General features: G+C 39.3%; 4 protein-coding genes. 1 reads left to right on the top strand and 3 read right to left on the bottom strand.

The window, feature by feature from the left end; all coding sequences use genetic code 11:
• Positions 1-18: 18 nt before the first annotated feature.
• Complete coding sequence (locus I4641_RS14440) at positions 19-981, bottom strand: PAS domain S-box protein (protein WP_229641244.1); 963 nt, start codon at positions 979-981, stop codon at positions 19-21.
• 189 nt (positions 982-1,170) lie between these two features.
• Between I4641_RS14440 and I4641_RS14435 the strand changes: the two genes are divergently transcribed.
• Positions 1,171-2,325 carry an IS4 family transposase gene (locus I4641_RS14435; protein ID WP_229641243.1) on the top strand — a complete coding sequence of 385 codons (1,155 nt, stop codon included), beginning with the start codon at positions 1,171-1,173 and terminating at the stop codon, positions 2,323-2,325.
• 412 nt (positions 2,326-2,737) lie between these two features.
• On the opposite strand, the gene I4641_RS14430 is transcribed toward I4641_RS14435, so the two are convergent.
• Together I4641_RS14430 and I4641_RS14425 are read right to left on the bottom strand one after the other, a co-directional pair.
• Positions 2,738-5,113, bottom strand: coding sequence for a CBS domain-containing protein (locus I4641_RS14430; protein WP_229641242.1), 2,376 nt, complete (start codon positions 5,111-5,113; stop codon positions 2,738-2,740).
• Positions 5,114-5,275: 162 nt separating this feature from the next.
• Entirely contained in the window at positions 5,276-5,830 is a 555-nt protein-coding gene (locus I4641_RS14425; RefSeq protein ID WP_229641241.1) for a THUMP domain-containing protein, read from the bottom strand.
• Between the last annotated feature and the right edge of the window lie 170 nt (positions 5,831-6,000).

Here is a 6,000-nt window from a genome sequence, read left to right as displayed (position 1 = left end):
TAAGATTTAAACGAGTGCCTATTCTAGCATAATCCACTTCTTATTCAGCAACGCCGTTCCCCGTTGGGCGTTGGTTTGCATAATGTCAAAGAAACCTTTAGTTTGCTCGTCTACATCGGGTAGTTTGAGGGGCAGTAGTTTAGAAAAGCCCAAAATTGGCGCGAGGATGTTATTGAGATCGTGAGCAATGCCACCCGCTAGCGTTCCCAAACTTTCTAGCCGTTGGGTGCGGAGAAACTGCGCTTCTAACTGTTTTTGCTCGGTAATGTCGGTATTGACTACTAAATAAAACTTGGGTTCGCCTGCCTCATTTCTTACCATTGTCCAGCGACTTTCAACGGTAATTTCTTTGTCTGCTTTGGTTACTTGCTTGAGTTCTCCTTGCCATTCCCCTTTTTCTCTTGCAGCCTGCTGTATTTCACCCAATCTATTAAGAGAGGTACGATATAAAAGTTCGGTAGCATCATGGTTTAAAGCTTCTGATTGTGTCCAGCCATAGAGTCTTTCTGCTCCTTTGTTCCAAAACAGCAGTTGGTTATCTAAGCCCCGAACCATAATCGCATCGGTGGCGACATCGAGTAATGCTGCCTGTTCGCGGTTTTTTGCTTCTGCTCGTTTGCGTTCTATATCCGCAGTAGCGCGAGAGGCAAAAATCTTTAATACTTCCTCAATTAAAGAGATATCTTCTAAAGGTTTGCGATCGATAACCGCAATTAAACCCAAAGGTTGCCCCGATTCACTCACAATGGGCATTCCTGCATAGCTTTCTGCTCCAATGTCTGCTAGTGGCTCGATCTGAGGAAATGTTTCTCTAACTGCTGTGGGATAGATACAGATTCCTTGTTCGATGACATTCCCACAAAGACCATCCCCCAAATTGTATTCAAAATTGCTGACAATACGATCGCTGTCATATACAGCTAAAGTTTGGATGCGGTCTAATTCTGGCTGGACTAATTCACTTTTGGGGGTGACAATCATCTGAAAAGCCCTTTTAAACTAAGGTCTACAAGTTGAGAGGGTGATTTTTAAAACAAATCCAAGCAATCCATATTAGTACATAAAAACTATTAAAATAGCAATTCTCGTTAATTATTATTGATGAACAGAATTAATTGAGCAATTAATGATAAAAAAAGTTAAATAAAGCGCGACTTTAAAATCCCAATCATGGACTTTTTTTCTGCTCATCAATCTCAGGTTGAAAAATATTTAACTAAGAGTCAAATATTAACTTTACAGCTATTAATTTGGCTACTTCAAATACAAAAAGATGTAAGAATAGAGAGATTAGCTAGCTATTTACCGATGCCAATTCTCTACGAAAGCCGTCGAAAAAAGATTCAGAGATTCTTAGTTTTATCCTCTTTAAGCCTATCTCTATTTTGGTTTCCCATAATTAAATTAATAGTAGAAAAAGAATTTAAATCAGAAAAACGTCTAATTCTAATACTAGATAGAACTCAGTGGTCAGACAATAATGTTTTCATGATTAGTGTAATGTGGAGAAAGCGAGCTTTACCAATTTATTGGCTGATTTTAGAAAAGAAAGGGAGCAGCAATATTCGCGAACAAATTGCCTTAATTAGACCTGTATTGAAATTATTTTCTGACTACGAAGTAGTAATTTTAGGAGATAGGGAGTTTCATGGTGTTGAATTATCTTATTGGCTAAAACAAAAAAATAAAAAAGCCAAGAAAGCTATTTATTTTGCTTTCAGAGAAAAAGATAATATTTATCTAAAAAGAAACAAGAAAAATCTCGAAAGACTGAAAGATCTAAAATTAATTCCAGGAGTCAAAGTTTTATATAACAAGGTCAACATAACCAAGCAAAAAGGTTTTGGTAGATTTAATTTGTTAGTGTATCAAAAGAGAAATTATCGTCACTATCAAGAAAAAGATACTTGGTTTATTCTAACTAATTTGAATAATGCATCTGAAGTGGTTGAACTTTATAAAAAAAGATATGCTATCGAAGCTATGTTTCGTGATTATAAAAGTGGAGGTTACAATCTTGAAGGCAGCAAAGCTAATATCTTGAGATTAACTAACTTGATTTTATTAATCGCGATTGCCTATACTTCAGCTTCTTTAAAAGGCAAGTCTTTTAAGAATAAAGGACATCAAAAGTATATTACTCGTCTTAGAGAAGCTCAAAGAAAATATAGAAGACATAGTGATTTTCGAGTAGGATTATATGGACAAAACTGGGTAATTGCTTGGGATTCTTGTGTGTTTTTAGTTGAAAAACTTATGGTAATTAACCGCCATAAGCTCAAGTATTATCAACAAGGATTAAAAGTTTTAGCGGCAATTAGTTAAGCATCTATTTTAATTAATTATTCTCTAGTTTTAGGCTTAGTTATTATCAAATAGTCTACTTTATTTTGTCTATTTAAGATTAATGTACATAGGACTTACGCATCGTACAAAATTACTATATTTTGACAACGAAAATAGGTGATTGTAGCCTTATTTCAAACATCTTTTAAAAGGTGGCGATCGCCTAAAAGTGAAAAAACCAAAATTATAGATACCCAAAACCAATACCGCAGATTTAAATTTTTCTGTCAATGCGTAAGTCCTAGTACATATCAATTTGTTGAGAGATTATCTTGAATGAGGTTGTTCTTGATTTTACTTATTTAATTTGCTAAAAAGATTAAACTAATTTATATCATTGTTGTTTTTTAAATCAGCTTCTCGAATGTAAATCTCATTTCTTAAGGGTTTTTCAGATGCTTGTCACCCCAAAAACTAATTCACCGATGAAAGCATAATCTATTTTGAGTGTTTTGCTGAGGTACTCTACCAAAGAAGAAAAGAAGTTTGTCCCGATAGGAATAGTAACTCCCGAAGCAATATCTTTGAGAATACTTTCCCGTCGTTTGCGATCGCTAATATCGGTAATCGAACCCGCCATGCGTATTGCTTCGTCGTCCTCATTCCAGATTGCCTGACCTCTGGCATTAAACCAGCTATAGTCCCCTTGTTTAGTCTGCAAGCGATACTCAACGTTGTAGGGGGTACGATCTTCGAGGTGATGCTGCACTGCTGTTAAGACTGGTTCTCGATCTTCTGGATGCAGTTTGGACGACCAAGCCTCCAATAGATTGGGCATTTCTGCATCGGTATAACCAATCATGGCTTTAAATCGCGGGGCATAAAATACTTCATTGGTAGTTACATTCCAGTACCACAAACCATCGCGAGAACCCCGAACTGCCAAGTCAAAACGTTCTTGACTTTCTTCGAGCAGCTTTTCTGCCTGTTTGCGTTCGGTAATATCGGTAGAGTTACCATCTATACGTAGCGGTCGATCGCTTTCATCGCGGGTAAGATTAGCGCGGTCTAATAACCAGCGTATTTCTCCGTCAGGACGTAGGATACGGTATTCCATTTCACAGCTACCCCGTTCGACAACTATATGAGGAAACTCGCTGACGCGATCGCGATCGTCGGGATGTATTACTTCTAACCACAGGTTTTCACTGCGATAAAATTCTGCCACTGGATAACCATAGATTTTTTCCGCAGCCTGATTGATATAGGTTAATTTGAGAGTTCGAGCATCGGCAGACCAAATGATGTCATTAAGAGAATTAAGAATACTATCAAATTTTTGTTCGCTGGCTTTGAGGGCTGTTTCTGCCTGTAAGCGTTCGTTGGCTTGGGCGATAATATTAGCGATCGCACTTAAAAAATTAACGTCATCGGTCGTAAAATTTCGCTGCTGGGTGGTATGAGTCCCCAAAACTCCATAAGGTTTACCGCTATCGGCAATAATGACGCTGATTCCGCTAATTACCTGATGGTCGATTAGAAGAGGAGGTCCATCAAAATGTGTCTCGGTACGCAAATCATCCACTACTACAGGTTGAGACTGCTGTAGGGTATAGCCCGCCTGAGAACTCTGTTCGATTCCCAATTTAGCAGTGCCGACCAAACCATCATGCCAGCCTACTCCTGCCTCAAGTAGTAGATTATCATCGGGCAATAGTTTCAGTACCTTGCAGTATTCAACTTCTAGAGTGTCGGCGACTAAGCAAACCGCTTTTTCTAAAATTAACGGCAAATTGGGAGTTACTAGAGCATATTGACCCAGTTCGGCGATCGCTTTTCTTTGATGGTTGGCAATTCTCAGGGCAGCAGTGCGTTCTGCAATTTCTGTTTCTAACTCTACTTGACGATTTTCTAGGAGTTTAGTCTGTGCCAATTCTAACTGACATACCTGCTGCTGTAGCGATTCAATTACCCCGTACATCTCACTCGGATCGAACACCTGTAACAAACTAGTCTGGGTAACGATTCCTGCTAGTTCTCCTTGCCTACCCCCTACCAATAAACGTCTAACGCGATGCTGCTGCATTTGTTGGTGTATCGACCACAGGGTATCATCGGGACTAACCAAAAACAAGGGCGAACTCATTACATCCCGCGCTGGCTGTTCCAAATCTAAATCGAGATTCTGAAACTGGACGATATCTCGTTCGGTCACAATTCCCAAAGGCTTTACAGTATCTGACTCTGAAACGGTTTCGCAGATTGCCACACAGCTTACTTTGTGTTCCACCATCAATTGGGCTACGTGCCTGAGTGAATCTTCAGGATCGGTATAAATCACTCCTGTCTTCATCACTTCTATCACCTTACGCCACTTCATCATGTTGACGGGCTGAAGCTTGCGACGTAAATTCTTGACCGTAGTTAGACCCAACAGATTGTTATCCGCATCTATTATCGGTAAATGACGAATGCGATGCGATCGCAGCAGGTTTAATGCTGCAAAAATATCCTCAGTACCAGTGTAGGTTAACGCCACTACCTCTTTGCTCATGGCTTGTTCGACTGCCATCTTCGTCAGATCGATTTCCCTGGCAATCAGCTTAACCAAATCTCGTTCGGTAAAGATGCCCAGTAGCCGATTGTCTTCTACAATTAGCACGCAGCTACTATTGCTAGCAGCAGTATCCTCAGAACTGCTTACCCTACAGCTATTACCCCTATCCTGCATTAGTCTGACAGCCTCCGATAGAGGAGTACTAGGGCTGACGGTTAACGGCTGGCGATCGATTATCTGTGACAAGGAGAAAAACTGATTTGACTGCACTATAAATTTAATTGCGATCTGTAAAAATAAAAATACTTCCTGCAATTATCTTAAGTGCAACTACTTAACTGTTTTGTAATTTTAGGTTAAGAAATACGAAAAAACAGCAAAATATCCCTAAATAAACCAAATTAACCTGTGTTCGCAGCTTATCAAGGATATCTACTGAGGGACTAGCAATCCCGAACCCAACCAAGGATAAGCTTGTAAATCCTGGCGAGTCCAACAAGCCAATCCCGCTCGTTCGGTTACGGTTTCTACCGCCACAATCATATCGGGATCGACACCACCGATTTGTCCTGGTTTGCCGATATTTTCTAACTCTTGCAAAATTACTAAATCGAGAAAAGTTTCCTCCTCGTGGCGATCTATACGGTCTTTAAAACCAATACGGTGCATCCTCACATAGAACTTTTTATCTGCCAACATAGGTATCCAATCCATGACTATTTCTTTGGCTTGAGTTTCAAATTCTTCTTGCGATTGAAAATCAAAAGTTTTGGTAACGGGAACGATCCGTTCAAACAGATTTAGTAAGTGGGCATCTTTTTTAAAGGCGCGATCGCACTCTGCCAAAAACTGCGGAATACTCTCAACCTTGACGAGTAACAAATCCTCGAAATCGCTTTGATAGACTCTGCCCAGTTTTTCCAATAGTAAATATGCTGGGCTAAAGTTATGTTTTTGCACTTTGATTAGTACGTTCCAGTAGAGCATTTTTATTCTCCCAGTTGTTCTAGCTTAAATTTAATTAAAGACTTTGAGAAATTTGTGATGATTTTTTTACTTAGTGGTTAATAGGTAGGAAGATTAAAGCTGCAATCTTAATAACTGATGTTACGCACTCATTAATCTGCGAAGGCTGGGAAAGGGTTAAGGGTTTATAT

Source organism: Waterburya agarophytonicola KI4 (assembly GCF_020640915.1).
Classification (GTDB): Bacteria; Cyanobacteriota; Cyanobacteriia; order Cyanobacteriales; family Xenococcaceae; genus Waterburya; species Waterburya agarophytonicola.
Note: the sequence above shows the minus strand (reverse complement) of the source record. Positions and strands in the feature narration are given on the sequence as shown.